The sequence below is a fragment of the Actinokineospora sp. PR83 genome (genome assembly GCF_021056305.1).
Taxonomy (GTDB): domain Bacteria; phylum Actinomycetota; class Actinomycetes; order Mycobacteriales; family Pseudonocardiaceae; genus Actinokineospora; species Actinokineospora spheciospongiae.
The window spans coordinates 61059-78666 of record NZ_JAJCXD010000093.1; the positions used below are offsets into that span (position 1 = coordinate 61059).

Annotated in this window: 12 protein-coding genes; 6 read left to right on the forward strand and 6 right to left on the reverse strand. The window is 72.0% G+C overall.

Going from position 1 to position 17608, the window contains the following annotated elements:
* Positions 1-16: 16 nt before the first annotated feature.
* From L6E12_RS28715 to L6E12_RS35815, 3 genes are all read left to right on the forward strand, one after another.
* On the forward strand, positions 17-868 hold the full coding sequence (locus L6E12_RS28715; RefSeq protein ID WP_236231051.1) for a metal-dependent hydrolase: 852 nt from the start codon (positions 17-19) through the stop codon (positions 866-868).
* Between the two features lie 17 nt (positions 869-885).
* On the forward strand, positions 886-2319 hold the full coding sequence (locus tag L6E12_RS28720; RefSeq protein WP_236231052.1) for a carboxylesterase/lipase family protein: 1434 nt from the start codon (positions 886-888) through the stop codon (positions 2317-2319).
* Between the two features lie 61 nt (positions 2320-2380).
* Complete coding sequence (locus tag L6E12_RS35815) at positions 2381-2692, forward strand: maleylpyruvate isomerase N-terminal domain-containing protein (protein WP_374201959.1); 312 nt, start codon at positions 2381-2383, stop codon at positions 2690-2692.
* Between the two features lie 43 nt (positions 2693-2735).
* Here the strand turns inward: L6E12_RS35815 and L6E12_RS28725 are convergent, their stop codons facing one another.
* The 4 genes from L6E12_RS28725 to L6E12_RS28740 all read right to left on the reverse strand — a co-directional run bounded on the left by L6E12_RS28725 (position 2736) and on the right by L6E12_RS28740 (position 10332).
* Entirely contained in the window at positions 2736-3629 is an 894-nt protein-coding gene (locus L6E12_RS28725) for a LysR family transcriptional regulator (protein ID WP_236231053.1), read from the reverse strand.
* Positions 3630-3692: 63 nt separating this feature from the next.
* The gene (locus L6E12_RS28730; protein WP_236231054.1) at positions 3693-9434 is read right to left on the reverse strand and encodes an RHS repeat-associated core domain-containing protein; all 5742 of its coding nucleotides are present in this window, start codon (positions 9432-9434) and stop codon (positions 3693-3695) included.
* 245 nt (positions 9435-9679) lie between these two features.
* Positions 9680-10108: a hypothetical protein gene (locus L6E12_RS28735; RefSeq protein WP_236231055.1), complete on the reverse strand. Its 429-nt coding sequence runs from the start codon at positions 10106-10108 to the stop codon at positions 9680-9682.
* Positions 10109-10128: 20 nt separating this feature from the next.
* Positions 10129-10332: a hypothetical protein gene (locus tag L6E12_RS28740; RefSeq protein ID WP_236231056.1), complete on the reverse strand. Its 204-nt coding sequence runs from the start codon at positions 10330-10332 to the stop codon at positions 10129-10131.
* A gap of 366 nt (positions 10333-10698) precedes the next feature.
* On the opposite strand from L6E12_RS28740, the gene wecB reads away from it, so the two are divergent.
* A complete protein-coding gene (wecB, locus tag L6E12_RS28745) occupies positions 10699-11811 on the forward strand; it encodes a non-hydrolyzing UDP-N-acetylglucosamine 2-epimerase (RefSeq protein ID WP_236231113.1) in 1113 nt (370 codons plus the stop codon).
* A 384-nt stretch (positions 11812-12195) separates the two neighbouring features.
* Here the strand turns inward: wecB and L6E12_RS28750 are convergent, their stop codons facing one another.
* Entirely contained in the window at positions 12196-13548 is a 1353-nt protein-coding gene (locus tag L6E12_RS28750; protein WP_236231057.1) for an FAD-dependent oxidoreductase, read from the reverse strand.
* Positions 13541-14356 carry a glycosyltransferase gene (locus tag L6E12_RS28755; RefSeq protein WP_236231058.1) on the reverse strand — a complete coding sequence of 272 codons (816 nt, stop codon included), beginning with the start codon at positions 14354-14356 and terminating at the stop codon, positions 13541-13543. Before L6E12_RS28755 ends, L6E12_RS28750 begins: the two co-directional genes overlap by 8 nt.
* A 429-nt stretch (positions 14357-14785) precedes the next feature.
* On the opposite strand from L6E12_RS28755, the gene L6E12_RS28760 reads away from it, so the two are divergent.
* Both L6E12_RS28760 and L6E12_RS28765 read left to right on the forward strand, forming a co-directional pair.
* Positions 14786-16207, forward strand: a complete 1422-nt coding sequence (locus L6E12_RS28760; protein WP_236231059.1) for a sugar transferase — start codon at positions 14786-14788, stop codon at positions 16205-16207.
* Positions 16189-17565, forward strand: coding sequence for a putative glycoside hydrolase family 15 protein (locus tag L6E12_RS28765; protein WP_236231060.1), 1377 nt, complete (start codon positions 16189-16191; stop codon positions 17563-17565). The genes L6E12_RS28760 and L6E12_RS28765 overlap by 19 nt, the downstream gene beginning before the upstream one ends.
* Positions 17566-17608 lie beyond the last annotated feature (43 nt).

Genomic DNA, 17608 nt, shown 5'->3' on the forward strand with positions numbered 1-17608 from the left:
CCCCGAGGAGATCCCCATGCCCATCCTGCCCAAGCCACGCCGCATCCGGTTCGACTACGGCGACAAGACCGGCCTCAAGACCGGTGTGGACCGCCACTACGTCCAGGGCGACCTGGTCATGAGCCACATCGTGGCGGTGCTGTCGGCGATGTTCCCCGAGGGCGAGGACTTCTTCGTGCGGTCGGTGCGGCGCTTCTCCGACCAGGTCACCGACCCGGAGCTGAAGGCCCAGGTGGCCGGTTTCATCGGCCAGGAGGTCACCCACGGCCGCGAGCACCGCGCGCTCAACGACCGCCTCCAGGAGATGGGCTACCCGACGCGCCGGGTGGACCGGGTGGCGAAGCGGGCGCTGCGGCTCTACGAGAAGAGGCTCCCCGCACTGTCCTGCCTCGCCGTGACCGCCGCCCTGGAGCACTACACCGCGGCGCTCGCCGAGACGCTGCTGACCGACGAGCGCGCCCTCGCCCTGCTCGGCGAAAGCGAGGTCCGCTCGGTGCTGCTGTGGCACGCCTTCGAGGAGGCCGAGCACAAGTCGGTGGCGTTCGACGTCTACCGGGCCGCGGGTGGTTCGGAGCGGCGCCGGATCAAGACCATGCGGTTCATGACGTTCAGCTTCCTGTTCGGCGTCACCCTGCACACGGTGCTGTCCATGCTGGCCGACCGCGCCACCTACAACCCGAAGCGGCTGTTCAAGAGCATCGCCGCGCTGCGCCACTCCCCCTTCCTGAGCAAGGAGGTCGTGGACCGCATCAAGGACTACAACCGCATCGGTTTCCACCCCGAGGACAACGACAACACCGAGCTGCTGCAACGATGGTCCGCGGAGCTGTTCGGCGAGCAGGGCACGCTCGCGGCGAACATGAGGTAGTCGTCGAAGGGGACGCCATGGATCGGGTGGTACGCACGTCGGCGGGGTCGGTCCGCGGGGTCAGCGACGGCGGGGTGAGCAGGTTCCTGGGCATCCCGTACGCCGCCGCCCCGGAGGGCCCGCTGCGGTTCGCCGCACCCGCCCCGCCCGCGCCGTGGGAGGGCACCCGGGACGCGGTGGCGTTCTCCGCGTCCCCGCCGCAGCTACCGCCCGTCCCGGGGATGCCGTCGCCGTGGCTGCCGGAGCACGGGCTGGACCACCTGTCGGTCAACGTGTGGACGCCGGACGGCGGCGGCTCCGGGCTGCCGGTGCTGGTGTGGATCTACGGTGGCGCCTACCAGCAGGGTTCCTCGGCACTGCCGATCTACGACGGGTCGAAGCTGGCCGCGCACGGCGTGGTGGTCGTGACGATGAACTACCGCTTGGGCTTCGAGGGCTTCGGCGTGCTGCCCGGCGCCCCGGCCAACCGGGGCCACCTGGACCAGGTGGCGGCGCTGGAGTGGGTGCGCGCGGAGATCGCCGCGTTCGGCGGCGACCCGGACCTGGTGACGGTCTTCGGCGAGTCGGCCGGGGCCGGGTCGGTGGCCGTGCTGCTGGGATCGTCGCGGGCGAAGGGCCTGTTCCGCCGGGCGATCGCGCAGAGCATCCCGACGGGCTACCGCAGCCTGGAGCAGGCCGGGGAGATCACCGACGTGCTGGCGGCGGAGCTGGGCGTGCCCGCCACCCGCGAGGGCTTCGCGGCACTGGCCCCGGAGGCGCTGCTGGCCGTGCAGCACGTCCCGGTGCGCGGGCAGGTCGCGGGCATCACCGCCTTCGGCCCGGTCATCGACCACGAACTGATCACCGGCAGGCCGTGGAACGTGCTGGAGACCGGGGCTGGCCGCGAGGTCGACCTGGTCTGCGGCTTCACCCACGAGGAGTTCCGCCTGTTCACCGCCCTGACCGACATGTCCGGCGTGCGCCCGGAGGACGTGGCCGCCCCGCAGCGCCTGCCCGCCGAAGCCATCACCGACTACCGCGCCGCCTACCCGGACCTCCCCGACGCCACCCTGGTCGAGGTCATCCTGTCCGACGCGGTCTTCCGGATGCCGACCACGTGGAGCGCCGAGGCCCACGCCCGAGCGGGCGGGCGCACCTGGCTCTACGACTTCGCCTGGTCGGGCCCCACCCTGGGCGCCTGCCACAGCATCGACGTGCCGTTCACCTTCGGCACCAGCGACACCCCGTACAGCGCCCTGCTGCTGGGCGCCCCGGTCCCCCCGGACTTCGAGCCCCTGTCGGAGGCGCTGCGCGAGTCGTGGACCGCCTTCGCCGCCACCGGCGACCCCGGCTGGCCCGAGTTCACCCTGGACGAGCCGCACACCAGGGTCTGGAACACCCCGATCACCGACGGCCCGTACCCGATCCCGGCCTCCCGCGAGATCTGGCGCCGCGCCCGCCCCAACCCCTGACCCCCGGCGGGGCGGCTCCCGGCACCACGCCGGGAGCCGCGCCCCGTGGCGGGGTGGAGCGATGCGAGTGGACCACGCAGAGGGACTCACGGCATTCCTGGCAGCACTGGGCTCCTTCGACCGCCTGTGCGAGTCCCTGACCGACGAACGCGCCCTGGACCGCAGCCGCTGCCACGGCTGGGTGGTCGCCGACGTCCTCGCCCACGTCCACCTGGGACTCCAAGAGCTCCTCCTCGGAATGCACCACACCACCGACGCGGAACCCACGGTGCGCAAGGAAAGCCAGCCACCCGCGCAACCGCAGGCCCGGCTACGAAGATGCCCGAGCAGATCCACCCACCCGGGCACGCCCCCAAAACTCCCGGCGCTTTGAAACGCAGACACGGCCGAACAAGACACCGCCGAGGCCGCACCGCTCAACCGCGCTGAACCGGCCGCCGCCCAGTGGTCATCGCCTCAGCAGCGGTGATCACAGCAGTCACCAACGGCGAGGCGTCATCAGCCCGCCACACCAGGTGGAACCGGTGCTCAGGCCCCTGCTCCCGCAACGGCACCACCGCCACCCCCGGGTGCAACGCCTCATCCTCGTGCGGGTGCACCAAAGCAGAACCAACCCCGGCAGCCACCAGGGCCAACTGCTGGTCCTGCTCCTGCAACCGGTGGTGCCGCCACACCGGAGCCACCCCGTGCTCAGCCAGGAACCGCACCGTCGCGTCGTGCACGGCAGGCCCCACCTCCCGCTCGGTCAGCAGGAACCCCTGCCCCTCGAACTCCGCCAACCCGATCTGCTCCCGCCCCGCCAGCGGCCCGGGCGAGGCCACCGCCACCTGCCGATCCCGGTAGGCCCCCAACACCAACGACTCCACCCCCTCCTCCGGCAGCGGGTCCCGCACCACGGCGAACGAGACCTCCCCGCGCCCCAGCGACCCGAGCGCCCGCACCCCCCACATCGACTGCGGCTCCACCTCCAGCCCCACCCGGTCCCGCTCCACCCGGGCGACCAACCCCCGGACCAGGTGCGCCGACCCCGGCACGTAGGCCAGCGCCACCGACCCGGACCACCCGTGCCGCAACGACTCCACCAGGGTGGACACCCCGCGCACCGCCGCCAGCGCCGCCAGCGCGCCCGCTTCGAGCCGGGTGCCGGTCTCGGTCAGCCGCACCCGCCGCACGGTCCGCTCGAACAGCCCGAGCCCGGTTTCCCGCTCGACCTCGCGGGACCACCGGGTCATCTCCTCCAGCCCCACGCCCACCCGCTCGGCGGCGCGACCGAAGTGCTGGGTCTCCGCCACCGCCACCAAGAACTCCATGTCCCGAACGTCCACAACCGGTGACGGTAGCAACAGGCCGGGACCACGTGGCACCCGCGACGCTCACGCCGAGTAGGCGCGCGTGCCGATCCAGTCGGCCAGGCTGTCGGTGCGCATCCAGTAGGTCTCCTTGGCGGAGGCGGAGTCGGCGATCTTGACGTAGTCACCGCCGCGCGTGGCCCCGACGACGGCGATGTAGTGGCCGCCGCTGTAGGTGTGCGCGCTGTTCTTGTCGTCGGAGATGTCGTTGCCGGTGCCGACGATGTTGGCCACGATCGGGTGGTTGCGTTCGACGATGTCGTAGACGACGTCCGCGCGCAGCCGCGACTTCTCCACGTCGGTGGCCGTGCTGCCGGGGACCCACTTGGTCTCGTAGTAGCTGCTCCCCGTGACCTGGTTGAGCATCCTGGTGGTGTACTCGGCGGTGGGCGTCTGCTTGAGGTCGACGATGTCCATCATCGACGCCAGCGCGTTCTCGGTGTAGACGGTGTTGATGTCGTACCCGAGCGCGCTCAGGGCGTTGCGCACCGAGGCCGGGCCGCAGTAGTCCCCGCTGTCCTGGTCGTTGTAGTCGAACTCCAACTCCACCCTGTCCTGGTCGCACGGGGCGCCCGAGGCGTCGTGGCAGTCGAGGCCGGTCTTGTCCGTGTGGTTCACCGGGTCGTTCGCGGCGTAGGCGTAGCGGTTCAGGCCGATGGTGTCCTCGCCGTCGACGACCGGGTTGGGCGAGATGAAGCGGCCCAGCACCGGGTCGTAGTAGCGGGCGTTGAGGTACACCAGCCCGGAGGCGTCCTGGCGCTGGCCGGTGAAGCCGCGCGGCTCGGTGGCCAGCGACCCGCCGGAGGCGGTGATCTCGCCGAAGGCGGCGTACTCCTTGCGGTGCACCTCGGCGCCCGCCGCGTCGGTCTCGGCCTGGATCGAGCCCTGCTGGTCGGTGTGCACCCAGTACGTGCTCGCCCCGTCCTTGCGGGCCGCCAGGACGCCCGCGATCGAGACGTACTTGGTCGTGGTGCCCGCGGTGACGTCGACCTCGTACCCCTCGCCCAGGTGGCGGTGGGTGCTCGTGCCGTCCGCCTGCTGGATCCGGGTGCCCTCGGCGTCGTAGGTGTAGGTGGTGGTCACCCCGGACCGGGTGACCGAGGCCAGCAGGTTGTCCCCGTCCCAGGTCAGCGCGCGGCCCGCGCCCGAGGTCATCAGACCGGCCCGGTCGTAGGCGTAGGTGTTCGCGCCCGCGGTGGTCACCGCGTGCGGGTGCGCCGGGTCGTAGGAGTAGGCGCCGACGCGGGCGTTGGCGGTGATGTTGCCGATCCCGTCGTAGGCGAGGGTCTGGCCGCGCGCCGCGACGGTGTCGTTGGTGGCCGTGGTGAGCTGGTCTGCCTCGTCGTAGGCGTAGGTCCAGCGCTCGTTCGGGAACGGGCTGTCGACCCGGGTGATCTTCCCCTTGGCGTCGCGGGTGTAGGTGGTGTTCTGGATCTTCGTGTCGCCCGCGGTCGTGGAGATGCCGGTGAGCCAGCCGCGCCGCGGGTCGTGCGGCCGGGTGGTGACCGTGCCGTTGGCGTTGTCGAGCCGGATCAGCTCGCCCGCGGCGTCGTAGCGCGCCGCGGTGACGTAGCCGGGGATGACCACCAGCCGCCCGGCGGCGTCGTAGCGCAGCGGGTCGGCCGGGGTGCCCTGCGTGTCGCCGTCGGGGTAGGTGGTCCACAGCGGCCGGTCGGCGGTGTCGAAGCCGAACCGGAAGGTGTAGCCGGTGCCGTCGATCGTGCGCACGCCCTTGACCACGCGGCCGAGGGCGTCGTGGTCGGAGGTCTTGGTCCCGGCGCCGTCGGTCATGGTGGTGACCTCGCCGATGTTGGCGAAGCCCGCGCGGACCTCGTCGTGGGTCCAGGACACGGTCACGGCGCCCGGGGTGCCGGTCCTGGTGGTCTTGCCGGTCTTGCGCCCGAGGGCGTCGTAGCGCAGGGTCGTGCGCTGGCCCTTGGCGTCGGTCTGGGCGGTGAGCTGCCCGGCGGCGTCCCACTCGTAGGTGGTGGTGCCCGAATCGGGGTCGACCATCCTGGTCGTGCGGCCGAGGGAGTCGACGTCGTAGCCGATCACGTAGCCGGACGGGTCGGTCGAGCGGATCAGGTTGCCGCGCAGGTCGAAGGTGTAGTGCGCGGTCCTGGTGGCACCGCCGACCGACTGCTCACTGGCGACGCGCTTGCCGTAGGCGTCCACCCGTTCGGTGGTGGCGTGGCCGTTCTCGTCGGTGTCGGTCCTCGACCACGGGCCGTAGCCCGTGGTCTGGGTCGCACCGCCGGGCAGGGTCACCCTGGTCGGGCGGTCGAGCGCGTCGTAGTCGGTGGTCGTGGGGAAGGTGGTCGGCTGCGGCTGACCGGGGACCCAGTAGTAGGCGGCGGTCTTCGAGGCGACCTGCCCGCGCGCGTTGTAGGCGGTGTCCACGTGGATGTCGCCGGTGGCGGCGTCCGGGCCCTTCTCGACGGTGCGCCACGGCCGCTGCGCCCCGTCGACGTAGCGCCTGCTCCACTGCGGGGCGCCCGTGCCGTCCGCCGCGGGCCGCTCGACCTGCTCGTGCTGCGTCGCCGCGTTGCCGAGGTCGACCCACCGGCGGCGCTCGAACCGGCCGCCGGGCTCCAGCTTCTCGGTCGGCCTGCACAGCGCGTCGTAGGCCACCGTGGTCGCCTGGCCGTTGAGGTCGGTCACCCGCGTGGGCACGCCGCAGCCCGCGTCCCAGGTCGCGGTGACCTGCTGGGACAGCGCGTTGGTCTCCGACGTCTGGAACCGGTGGGCCGGGTCGTAGCCGAGGGTGGTGCGGGCGCCCAGCTCGGTGACCTCCGCGGTGAGGTTGCCCCGGGCGTCGTACTCCTTGCCGGTCTCGACGAACGAGTCGGAACTGGAGAGCCACCTTCCCGTCCTCGTCTCCAGCCCGGCCGACGGCGCCTGGTTCCAGGTGCCCGCGCCGTCGTAGGAGGTGCGGGTCTCGGTGAGCTTGGCCCCGCCGGTGCCGACCCCCTGGTACGTGATCACGTCGGCGGGCTTGTCGACGACGTAGGCGGCGGTGTTGGGCACGAACGCGGTCGTGGTGGTGCGCTCGTCCCCGGCCACCTCGTTGTCGCCGTGCTCGACCTGCCGGGTGACCTCGCCGTAGGCGTTGTACTGCCGGGTCGTGTACGTGCGCTTGCAGTCCGCGCCGGGGCAGGCCGCGCCCGCGTGGGCGGTCTGCCAGGTGCCGGTGGGCAGCGACGTCCTCGGGACCGCCGTCCCGTTGGTGGTGTACTCGTGCACCGTCGAGGCCAGCAGCGCGCCGCCGCCCGCGCGCCGGTCCACCCGCTCCACCGCGCCCGCCGCGCCCGGGTCCTGGCGGAAGGTCGTCTCGGTGGAGGGGCACGTCGTCTCCCCCGCGATGCAGGGTTGGGTCTCCCGTTGCAGGCGGAACCCCAGGAACTGGCGTTCGGCCCGGTCGTAGGCCCCGCCCGCGTGCGTGTAGCCGGTGGTCGCCACGCCGCCCCGGCCGTCGTCCACGGTCACCGCCGAGGCGGTCTGCACCAGGGTGGGGTTGTTGGTGTTCGGCCACGCCGACGACGGGGTGTAGGCCACCTTCGTCGTGCCGCCCCAGCCGTTGGTGCGGGAGGTGAGCAGGTCGGGCACCGCCCCGCCGATCCCCCAGACCCGGCGGCCCTTGCTCCCGCCGAAGTTGGCGTTGTACAGCTCGGTCATCTCCTCGAGACCGTCGCCGTTGACGTCCACCTCCAGGAACTCGCTGGTGCACTTGCCCTTGCTGCAACTGAACTGCCCGATCGAGGTGTCGGTCGGGCCCTCGGCGAAACCGCCGCCGGTGGACAGCCAGATGCGCCGCTTGGTGGACAGCCCGTAGGGCGCCAGCTCGACGAGGTCGTCGCGCCTGTCGCCGTTGACGTCGGCGACGAGCTGCCGGGTGGTCGCGGCCGAGGGCATGGCGCCGTCGGTGGCGGCCAGCACGAAGCTGTAGCCGGTGGAAACCCAGGTGCGGCGGGTGTACATGCCGAAGTACGGGTACAGCTCGACCATGTCGGACTTGCCGTCGGCGTTGACGTCGAGCACCAGGAACCGGCTGCCGGTGCCGTCGGCGTCGGGCGTGTTGAACTGCATGCCGGTGTCGATGGCGCCGGAGACGAAGCCCGTGCCGTTCGACAGCCAGATGTGCCTGCCGCCCGCGCCGAGGCCCGCCGGGTACAGCTCGACCAGGTCCTGCCTGCCGTCGCCGTTGACGTCGGCGGGGTGGACCACGTGGTCGGCGCCGGAGCCGATGCCGGTCTCGTTGGAGGAGGCGAGGGTGAAGCCGGTGCCGGTGGAGAGCGAGGTGGCGCGGCACAGGTGCACCGGGAAGAGCCCGCAGGTGAACAGCTCGACCACGTCGGACCTGCCGTCGCCGTTGACGTCCATGGCGAAGAAGCGGGAGTCCGCGCTGTAGCGGCCCGCGGAGTTGCCCACGCCGGGCTGCTGGACGAAGCCCGTCCCGTCGGAGAGGTACAGGCGCCTGCCCCAGCTGAACCCGTTGGGGAAGATCTCGATCAGGTCGGCCTTGCCGTCGCCGTTGACGTCACCGGTGAGGAAGCGCGTCTCGGTGCTGAGCCCGATGCCCGCGACACCGTTGGACGCCAGGGTGAACCCGGTCCCGTTCGAGAGCCAGGTGTGCCGCTCGTAGGACGACCAGGACGGGTACAGCTCCAGCATGTCGGTCCTGCCGTCACCGTTGACGTCCATCGGCAGGTACCGGGAGTCGGCCTTGTAGCCCATGCTGGTCTCGTTGCTGCCCGCGGCGAACGCGGTCGTCGCGGTGGAGTAGGCGCTCGTCACCGCGGGCAGGCTCGCGCCGCCGGTGACGGTTCCGGTGTCGTCCAGCACGGCGTCCTTGCCGAACTGCTGCACGCCGGTGAGCAGCGACCGCCCGGTGGTGCTCGCGGTGTAGCCCAACTGGTACGCCCGCAGCCGGTTGCCGTCCACGCTCACGTCGATGGTCTTGACCCGGCCGCGGAGGGTGGTCAGCGCGCCATTGCCGATGGCCGCCTGCTCGGTGTCGGGCCGGGCCTCGTAGCGGAAGGCGACGGTGGTGCCGTTGTAGGCGATCGAGTCGACGTACTCCCAGCCGCCGCCGAACAGGCTGCTGCCCCAGGTGTAGGTGACGGTGTTGCCCACGGTGTCGACGACCTGGCTCAGGCCCCAGCGGAACACCAGGTCGGTGCCCGCGGAGTAGACCGGCGCGTAGACCCGCCTGGTGCCGTCCTTCGCCGTCACGGTCCACCGGCTGGCCGCCCCGGTGCCGGTCAGGGCGAACCTGGCGTAGCTCTCGTTCTCGGTCGAGTGGGTGCCGCCCGTCGTGCAGCTCGGGCTCACGCTGCCCGCGGCACAGGGGACCAGCTCCTCACCACCGACGACGAACACGTCCGTCGCGTCGTAGCGCGGCGCCCCCCGCCCAGCCCCGGCCCGCTCGATCTCCCCGACCCCGTCCACCCGCCAGCCGACGCCCACCCAGCCGTTCCCGCCGGAGGACTCGTAGCTCAGCGACAGCTCGGGGGTGATCCCGTGGAAGGTCGGGACGGAGATCGGGATCGTGTCGCTGAACGCCCCACCGGGGGTCACCTCCCAGGTCTTGTCGGGGACCTCGGGGGTCTGGGTCTTGGCGACGTCGGCGAGCGGGGTCCGCTCCCGCGCCGCTTCCGGCTTGTCGGTGGGCGGGGGCAGGGCCACGGCCGCCGTCGCGGTCCCCGTGGCGATCACGATGGCCAACACCAAGCCGCGCACCGCGCGTCCGACACCCACCGACCTCATCGGCTGACACCTTCGTGTTCGGAGTGAGTGAACCTTCCGCCCCATGCGATGGTGCCGCCGGGATCCGACCGGAACTGATGCTACGAGGCGGGACAACCGCTCGGAAGAGGTCGACTCGGCACGGTGTGTGAACATGGTGTGACCACTCGGAGGGAGTAGTCCACCAGCGAATCCGTCACGCTGGGCGAGCCCAGGGGGCGCCGCGCACCGCCACCCCGGACCGGTGGGACCTCACTGGCGGGCTCTCATCCCCGGCACAGGTCCGCAGGCGCAGGCGTCGCGTCCAGGAACCAGCGGCCCTCGGACTCCCCGATCGGCCAGGCGGAGCACTCCGCTCCCGACGGGGTCCGAGCGGAGAGCCGGAGGTACCGGTGGTCGCGCTCCACGACCCGCGCGTCCACCCCGGGGACGCCCGCCCACCGGTCGACCAACGCCTCGGCGTAGTGCGGACCCGCTGTCCGCTCGTGGAAGAGCATCTGCACCCGCCCCGGGTCAGCCGAGGCGAGGGCGTCGACCACCGCCGCGCGCAACCGCTCCGGGGATTCCTCACCGCCCTGCGGCGCCGTCGCTATCTGGACCGTGATCACGGTCATCCACGCGAGGAAGGCCGCCGAGATCACCGCCATGCCCGTTCGGGCGTTCCTGGACATGATCTGCCCGTTGCCACGGCTCACGACCACCCCCGTTGCCGGTCTCACACCGCCGCGCGGTTCACGTACACCAGGACGACGGTCTCCTGCCCCTGGATGTCCCAGGTGCTGCCCGCCACGCGGTAGGGGACGCCGTCGACCCGGAGGTGCTGCCCGTCGGCCGGGGTGCGCGGGAGCCGGACGTCGTGGGCGATGGGCGTCTCGCTGCCCGCGCTGTCCACGTCGATGATCGTCGCTGTCACAGTCACGACCCCATTCTCGCAGGCCGCGGTCGTCGCAGCCGCGCACCGACACCGACCACCGGCCCCACCCGCGGTCGAGACCTGTTCACCGGGCAGCGGCGGGTCCCCGGAGTCCGCGCGGCGCGACACAGGGGGATCACTCGATCGACTGAGACGCACACGGGCGACCGGAGCGGAGAAGTACGTTCCCGTGATCGGGAGTGCGGCGCCATCCCTGGGTGGGCGCCGTATCAGGGTGGGGTGTCGAGAGGAAACAGCGTGTCGTTCGTGGAGCCCTCCGGGTGGGTCGCGCCACCCCGGAGCAGATCCGTTCCCCCACGAGCCCCGGCGGGCGGAACCGATCACCACGCCGGGCAACGGGCGACGGTGGCGATGGTGTGCGGGACGCGACCGGAGCTGATCAAGCTGGCGCCGCTGATCCGGCACTTCGGCGAGCGGGCGTCGGTGATCTACACCGGGCAGCACTACGACCGGTCCATGTACTCCATCATCCGCCGCGACGTCGCCGAACCGGGGAACTTCCACGAGCTGGCGCTCGGCGGGATGCGCCGGGGTGCCCAACTGGGGCAGGCGGTGGCCGCCGTCGACGGCGTGCTCGGGCGGCACCCCGGCGCGGTCGTGCTGGTGCAGGGGGACACGACCTCCGCCCTCGCCGGTGCGCTGGCCGCCAACGCGAACGACCTGCCGCTGGTGCACGTCGAGGCGGGGTTGCGCAGCTTCGACCGGGCGATGCCCGAGGAGCACAACCGGGTGCTGATCGACCACATCGCCGACCTGTGCTGCGCGCCGACCGCGCTCAACCGCGACAACCTGCTCGCCGAGCGGATCCCCCGGGGCCGGATCGCGGTGACCGGCAACACCGTCGTCGAGGCGCTCGCGGCCGCGCTGCCCGGGGCCGAGGAAGAGGGCGCCCTGCTGGCCGCGCACGGGTTGGCGGCGGACAGCTACGTCCTGGCGACGATCCACCGCCCGGAGAACGTGGACGACCCCGGGGCGCTGCGCACGATCCTGGCCGAACTGGGCACCCTGCCGCTGCCGGTGGTGCTGCCGCTGCACCCGCGCACGGCCAAGCGCGTCACGGCGTTCGGGCTGCGGGACTGCCTCGCCGCCCTGCGCACCATCGAACCGCAGTCCTACCCGGCGTTCCTGGCGCTGGCGCGCAACGCCGCGGTGGTGGTGTCGGATTCGGGCGGCCTGCAGGAGGAGGTCAGCGTCCTCAAGCGCCCGATCGTGGTGGTGCGGCGCAGCACGGAGCGGCCCGAGATCGAGGGCAGCTTCGGAACGCTGGTCCCGCCCGGGCCCCGCATCCGCACGGAGGTGCTGCGGTGGCTGGACGACGTCGAGCGGCACCGGGTGCGGCTGCGGGAGATCCCCTCCCCCTACGGGACGGGGTCGCCGTCGTCGCGGATCGCCTCGGCCGTCGACGAATTGGCCCGTGGGCACGACGTGGACGGGCGACCGCTGGTCGGGCACGCGATGGGTTGACAACGGCGCCGGGACCCGGGGGTTTGTGGTGGCGCCCGGGTGGATCCGCTCAGCCGTGCCGTTGGTTCACAAACCCGGTCGTTTGTTGTGCGTGCCCGGGTGGGTGGATCCGCTTGGGCGGGGCCCCTACGCCGATCATGCGCCCAGTGTGACCGAGTGGGGCGAAAAGATGCCCCACAGCCCAAGCAGGCTCGCACATGATCGGCACCCCCACCCAAGCACATCCACCCACCCGGGCAGTTGGTCACCGGGCCGGCGGTTGCGGGGGTGGTCACCGGTTGCGCAGGGTGGGGTTCGGCACGGCTGGTTGTTGCCGCGCCGATGGGGTTCAGGTGGCTGGGGAGCGGGCAGGCGGCGTATCACCCGCCTGCCCGCTCAGTGCACCTAAGCCGTGCGGGCCGGTCCCGATGGGCGGAGGGGTTCCGCCACGGGTGGGGCGGTGGGTGCCTCACCCATCAGGGCCACGACCCGCTTCGCCAGGCGGACGCTGGAGTTCCAACTGGTGACGTCCGGGTAGACGTGCGCGGTGGTGGCCAGGAACACCGGGGCCCCGGGAACGCGGACGGCGGGCTGGGACGCGAGGAAACCCAAGGGGTACACCGGTTCGACGAACGGCGCCTTGAACACGCGCACCTCCTCCACGTCCTCGGCGGTGAGGCCCGAGTCGGCGTACAGGGCCACCAGTTGGTCGCTCCAGCGGCGGGCGAGTGTGCGGTCGTCCTCCAGGTAGAGCGGTGAACCCCGGTCGGTGTAGCGCATGGCGTAGACGAGGTGGCGGCCGTCGTACGGGGTGGTTCCGGTGAGGGCGGACATCTCCACGACGCCGTCGAAGTCCGTGCCGGAGCGCAGGACCGGGGTCCAGTAGTGGCCGGACAGCGGGCGCTTGAGGAAGAACGCCGCGTTGACCACGCCCTGGTAGGGCACCGACGGGCACGGCAGGTGGTCGGCGAGGTCGGCGTCGGCGATGCCGCGCAGCAGCGGCAGCGGCAGCGTGGACACCACTCGGTCGGCGTCGAGGACCTCGCCGCCGGAGGTGGTGATCCGGGCCGAGGTGGTCGTGGTGGACATGCCCACCGCGGGTGCGCACGTGCGCACGTCGACCCCGGCGCCGCGCAGGGTGGCGGCCAGGGCGTCGATGATCCGCTTGTAGCCGCCGACGGGGTAGCCGCGGGTGGAGACGTTGCTCTCGCGCCCCAACCGCTGCCACACGTACAGCGCGGGCACGTCGCCGAAGGACGCGCCGAACTTCGAGCCGAACATCGGTGCCAGCAGGGTCGTCCACACCGAGTCGCCGTAGAGGCCGCGGAGCCAGTCCTCGGTGCGCGTGGTGTCGAGGTCCTTGCCCTTGCCGAGCCTGCGCAGCAGCAGCGAGACCACACCGAAGCGCAGCCGGTCCACCGGGCCGAGGGCGGTGAACCGCAGCAGGTCCCCGGCCGTGTTGAACGGGTGGTGGCGGCCGTCGACGACCATGCCCATCCTGGTGCGGCGCCACCGCACCTCGTCGCGCAAACCCAACTCCCCCAACAGGTCCAGGAGGTCGTCGTCGGTGGGCATGACGCAGTGGTAGAAGCGCTCCACCCACGCCTGGCGCCAGGGGAAGAACGTGCCCAGCCCGCCGAGCTGGTCGCTGCCCTCCAGCAGGGTCACCCGGTTGCCCGCGCGGACCAGGCCGTGGGCGGCGGCGAGGCCGCAGATCCCGCCGCCGAGGACGATGACGTGGTCCGGCGAGTCACGCACCGGGACCCCGCAGCGCCCAGTGCGGCGGCGGTGCGAGCCGGTCGCGGACCAGCAGCCGCAGGTACTGCGCCAGGGTGCGGCGCAGCCGCAGCTTGCTCGCCCCGAGCTTGCGGTCGTAGCGCAGCAGCAGCGGCACCTCCCTGATCACCGGTTCGCAGTGGCGCAGCTTGAGCAGCAGCTCCACCATGCAGGCGAAGCCCTTCTCCTCGACCAGCCGTTCGCCCCAGTGGCGCGCGGCGCGGTCGAGCAGGCTCACCCGGTAGGCGCGGAAGCCGCTGGTGAAGTCGACCACGCCCTCCACCGCCACGACCCGCCGGAACAGCGCGGCGGCGCAGCGCGACAGCAGCCTGCGCGCGGGCGGGGCGGTGGTGTCGTCGCCGCCGTCGGCGAAGCGCGAGCAGATGACGACGTCGGCCCCGGTGGCGATCTCCGCCCACAGCGGTTCGATCAGGGCGGGGTCGTGGGTGTCGTCGGCGTCCATCACCACCACGATGTCGTCCGGGTGGGCCACCCGCAGGACCGCCCGCAGCCCCGAGTGCACGGCCTGGCCGAGGCCGCGGTTCACCTCGTGGCGCACCAGCCTGAGGTCCACCCCGGTGGCGGCGGTCGCCACGGCCGCGGTGTCGTCGGACGAACCGTCGTCGACCACCCAGACGGTCACCCCGTCGGCGAACTCCAGTGCGGCGAACCGGTCGAGCAGCGCGGGCAGGTTCGCCGCCTCGTTGTAGGCGGGCAGCACGACGTGCGTCCGGCCGCCGTCACGCGCCTGCCCGGTCACCTCGACCGGGCGCGGGAGCGGGATCGACACGACGCGCGGCTGAGTTTCTTCCAGTGCCACAGGTCCTCTTGTCGTAGATCGTCGTCGAGTGGCGGGGAAAAGGTCCACCCCGGGGCCGGTGGAGGTCCGACCGACTCGGCGAAGCTTTCCCTGTGCTGCGAAAATGTGCCAGCGGACGACAATGAGATCCGAGTGTCCACGCGAAACTGTCACCGACCGGGGGATTTTCCTACCCCTAAAGAGTGACACAGCGAAACGGATGTGCTGAGTTCACTCGAATGGAGAACCATGGTCCCGTCGGTGCGGACCCCGAAGGGCCGGAAACACGACAATAATTCGATCACGGCACTTGCGACGACATCACCGGACCGGTGCGGGAGGAGAGGATCGCAGGATGCGGTGGGACGCGGCCGGGGGTGCACCGGCGGCAGCGAGGCGGGGCGGGTCGTGGTGGCAGAGGTGACCGCGACGGCCACGACCCCGGTGCCCGTCAAGCGGTGGTCGCCGCGGCTGTCCGGGCGACCGGCGCGCGAGACGCCGCTGCACGACGTGCTGCGCCGGGTCAACGCCGTGGCGGTGCTGCTGGTCGTGGTCGACGTGCTGGCCTTCGCGGGCGCGGCGGCGGTCGTGGAGCCGAACCCGGCGTGGGCGCTCGTCACCGCGGGCGCGCTGCTGGGGGTGCGCGCCAGTGGGCGCGTCTACCGCAGGCGCCTGTGGCTGTCGTGGTTCCACGACCTGCCGCGGTCGATGACCACGACCATGACCGCCTTCGCGCTGAGCACCTGCCTGGCGCTGCTGGTCGGGCACCAGACCGCCGCGGCGACCGCGGTGCAGGGGACCGTGCTGCTGTTCGCGGGAGCGAGCGAGGTCGCCCGGCTGGTGGTGTTCGCCTTCGGCCGCTGGTGCAGGCGCCGGTTCGACCGCTGCGACCGGTCGATCGTGGTCGGCGCGGGCAAGGTGGGCGTCGACCTGGTCCGGACCATGCTCCAGCACCCCGAGTACGGGCTGCGGCCGGTGGGGTTCATCGACCCGCACTGCGACACCGACCACGGTCGCCTGCCGGTCCCCCTCCTCGACGACGACCTGGCCACGGCGATCCGGCGGGAGCGGGCGGGCACGGTCGTCCTGGCCTTCTCCCACGCCCAGGAGTCCCCCGTCGTCGACTCCGCCATCACCGCGCACCGCCTGGGCTGCACCACCCTCGTGGTCCCCCGCATGTTCGAGCTGTGCTCCGACGGGCTCGACGTGGAGCGGCTGCGCAGCTACCCGCTGATGCGGCTGAGCACCGCGCCCACCAGCCGCCCGAGCTGGTGGGTCAAGCGCGGCGTCGATGTGGTGCTGGCCGCCACGGCGCTGGTCGTGCTGGCGCCGGTGATCGCCCTGTGCGCGCTGGCGGTGCTGCTGGAGAGCGGTCGGCCGATCATCTTCCGGCAGGTCCGGGTGGGCATGGACAACCGCACCTTCACCATCTTCAAGCTGCGCAGCGTCCGCCAGGGCCGCGTCGACGACTCGCAGAGCCGGTGGTCGGTGGTCGGCGACGACCGGGTGGGCCCGGTGGGCCGCTTCCTGCGCGGCACGTCGCTCGACGAACTGCCGCAGCTCTGGAACATCCTGCGCGGCGACATGTCCATCGTGGGACCGCGCCCGGAGCGGCCCGGGTTCGTGCGCGAGTTCTCCGCCATCCACGAGCTGTACTGGGCGCGGCACCGGGTGCCCACCGGGTTGACCGGCCTGGCCCAGGTGAACGGGCTGCGCGGCGACACCTCGATCGCCGACCGGTCCCGGTACGACAACTACTACATCGCCAACTGGTCGCTGTGGCTGGACCTGAAGATCGTGCTGTTGACCGTGGGGGAGCTGCTGTGGCGCAGAAATCGGTGAGCCGCCGGGCGGGGCACGTGCTGGTGTGCGCGCTCGTCCTGGTCCTGTGCGGCCCCGGCTCGGGGTGCTCGTCCGGGTGGGCGGAACAACCCGCCAAGCCCTCGCCGGTCCCGCTGGCGCCGTGCGCGTGGTGGTACGGCATCGGCAAACCGCCGACGGACGCCGAGCTGGCGCTGGCCGCCAAGCGCTACGACCTGGTGGTGTTCAACGCCACCGAGGCCGAGGCCATGCGCAAGCTGCGCAAGCTGAACCCCAAGGTCAAGATCCTGGTCTACAAGGACCTGTCGAGCACGCGCAACTACCCCGGCGCGGTCCACGGCGACGTCGACGCCGACCGGCTGCCCAGCGGCATCGGCTACAACGCCGCGCGGACGACGCACCCGGAGTGGTTCGCCGAGGACACCGCCGGGCGGCGCATCGAATGGCGGGGCTACCCCAAGCACTGGCAGATGACCGTGTGGGACGCGGCCTACCAGAGGGCGTGGGCGACCGCGGTCACCGAGGAGGTCGTCCGCGAGGGGTGGGACGGGGTGTTGGCGGACAACGACTTCAACTCCCTGCGCCACTACTCACCCGCGGTCCTCGCGGGCACCAAGGACACCACGGAGACCGATCGGGTGTTGCGCGAGGGCCTCGACGCGTTCCTCGGCGTGGCGGGCGGATCGCTGCGCGACGCCGGGAAGATCTTCGTGCCCAACGTCTCGGAGACGCACCTGATCCCGGGCCGCTGGACCGCGCACTCGCGGTTCAGCGGTGCCATGGAGGAGAACTTCGGTTTCCACGACGACGGCGGCACCGGGGAACTGCTGACCTTCCAGGGCAACGAGTGGAAGGAGCTGCGCGCCCAGGCCGCACTCGGCGAGTCCTGGCTGCTGCTGGTGACCCGCGTGAACGACGACCGGGGGGAACGCGCCGGGTACGCCAGCGCCGCCCTGCTGGCAGGCCCCTACACCTGCTGGCTCGGCGCCACCACGCCCACCTACATGGGCGCGGAGTGGTCGCGGTACCAGCAGATCGACCTCGGCGAAGCCGTTGACGCGGCGGGCCGCCAGGGCAACGGCCTGTGGACCCGGCGGTTCACCCGGGGCTGGGTCGCGGTGAACCCCACGGCCGCAAGTGTGCGCGTCACCCCGCCGCCCGGGTTGGTCGACCTGGACGGGAAAGCGGTGACCGAATTGGAGTTGGCCGCGGCGGACGGCGCCGTGCTGCTCAACGCCCCGCCCGCGCCCACCCCCACGTCCGTTCCCGGCCCCACGTCCGCCGTTCCCACGTCCATCCCCGCGCCCAGCGCCGTTCCGGCTCCCACACCCACCGCCATTCCCACGCCCAACTCCATTCTCACCCCCACCGCTCGCTGATTCCGTGCTCGACTCTCGTTCGCCTGTCAGTCGAAAGTGGACA

Excerpts from the sequence above, each read along its gene's own strand:
- L6E12_RS28715 (WP_236231051.1), top strand. The coding sequence starts at position 17 with ATGCCCATCCTGCCCAAGCCACGCCGCATCCGGTTCGACTACGGCGAC.
- L6E12_RS28720 (WP_236231052.1), top strand. The coding sequence starts at position 886 with ATGGATCGGGTGGTACGCACGTCGGCGGGGTCGGTCCGCGGGGTCAGC.
- L6E12_RS35815 (WP_374201959.1), top strand. The coding sequence starts at position 2,381 with ATGCGAGTGGACCACGCAGAGGGACTCACGGCATTCCTGGCAGCACTG.
- L6E12_RS28725 (WP_236231053.1), bottom strand. The coding sequence starts at position 3,629 with ATGGAGTTCTTGGTGGCGGTGGCGGAGACCCAGCACTTCGGTCGCGCC.
- L6E12_RS28730 (WP_236231054.1), bottom strand. The coding sequence starts at position 9,434 with ATGAGGTCGGTGGGTGTCGGACGCGCGGTGCGCGGCTTGGTGTTGGCC.
- wecB (WP_236231113.1), top strand. The coding sequence starts at position 10,699 with ATGGTGTGCGGGACGCGACCGGAGCTGATCAAGCTGGCGCCGCTGATC.